This is a genomic window from Sulfuricurvum sp. RIFOXYD12_FULL_44_77, from assembly GCF_001830725.1.
Taxonomy (GTDB): Bacteria; Campylobacterota; Campylobacteria; order Campylobacterales; family Sulfurimonadaceae; genus Sulfuricurvum; species Sulfuricurvum kujiense_A.
Genome location: NZ_MIBU01000279.1, coordinates 1 through 1,231, shown reverse-complemented (window position 1 = coordinate 1,231; position 1,231 = coordinate 1). Strand labels below are relative to the sequence as shown.

At 48.7% G+C, this 1,231-nt stretch carries 1 protein-coding gene; it reads left to right on the top strand.

Annotated elements, in window-relative coordinates; genetic code table 11:
- Positions 1-87 precede the first annotated feature (87 nt).
- On the top strand, positions 88-1,231 hold a 1,144-nt coding region (gene gatB, locus A2517_RS10325; RefSeq protein WP_294896737.1), incomplete at its 3' end, for an Asp-tRNA(Asn)/Glu-tRNA(Gln) amidotransferase subunit GatB.

Here is a 1,231-nt window from a genome sequence, read left to right as displayed (position 1 = left end):
CCAAGAGCAGATAAAAGCGGTTGAAGAGTGCGGTGCTTACGGTTTTGCCTCTATCCGTTATTTTATATAAACCAAGGAATTTTTCGTATGTTTGAAACCATTATCGGTTTGGAAGTTCACGTCCAGCTCAATACCCAGTCTAAACTTTTTTGCTCATGCCCTACCAGCTTTAACCACGAACAAAACACCAACACGTGTCCGACTTGTTTAGCCCTTCCGGGTGCATTGCCTGTGCTAAATCGTGAAGCAGTTCGTAAAGCGGGGATGTTCGGTACGGCGGTAGGGGCGACGATCAACCGCACTTCGTTTTTCGACCGTAAAAGCTATTTTTATCCCGACAGTCCAAGTGCCTACCAAATCACTCAGCTCTATACCCCGGTTGTCGAACACGGAAAACTCGTTATCGATTTCGAAGACGGAAGCCATAAAATGATCCGTATTAACCGCGCCCATATCGAAGCCGATGCGGGGAAAAATATCCATGACGGTGCTATCTCAAAAGTAGATCTGAACCGTGCGGGTACACCGCTTCTTGAGATCGTTTCCGAACCCGATATGCGCTCTGCCGAAGATGCGATTTCGTATCTCAAAAAGCTCCATTCGATCGTCCGTTACATCGATATCTCCGATGCCAATATGCAAGAGGGGTCATTCCGCGTTGACGTTAACGTCTCTATCCGACCTCGTGGGGATGAGAAACTCTATACCCGCGTCGAGATCAAAAACATCAACAGTTTCCGCTTTATTCAGCGGGCAATCGAACTTGAAGTAGCGCGTCAACGCGAAGCGTGGGAAGACGGCACCTATGAGAGCGAAATCGTTCAAGAGACCCGCTTGTTCGACCAAGTGAAACAAGAGACTAGATCGATGCGCGGTAAAGAGGAAGCGGCGGATTATCGTTATTTCCCTGAACCCGATTTGCTCAAAGTGATTGTGGATGATGCAATGTATGCCGATGTCTGCAATATCCCTGAACTCCCCGATGCGAAAAAAGAGCGTTTTGTGAGTGAGTTCGGAATCAATGACTATAACGCGGCGGTTATTACGGCTGAACTTGAAACCGCGCACTATTTTGAAGCGATGTTGGAGCAGGGGATCAGTGCGAAAAATGCGGTAACGTGGCTCACGGTTGAGCTCCAAGGGCGTTTGAGCGGCGGTATGAGTCCCTCAACCTCACCGATCAGTGCGGTAATGCTCGGAACTCTCGTCAAGCGTATCGAAGAGTCTGTGA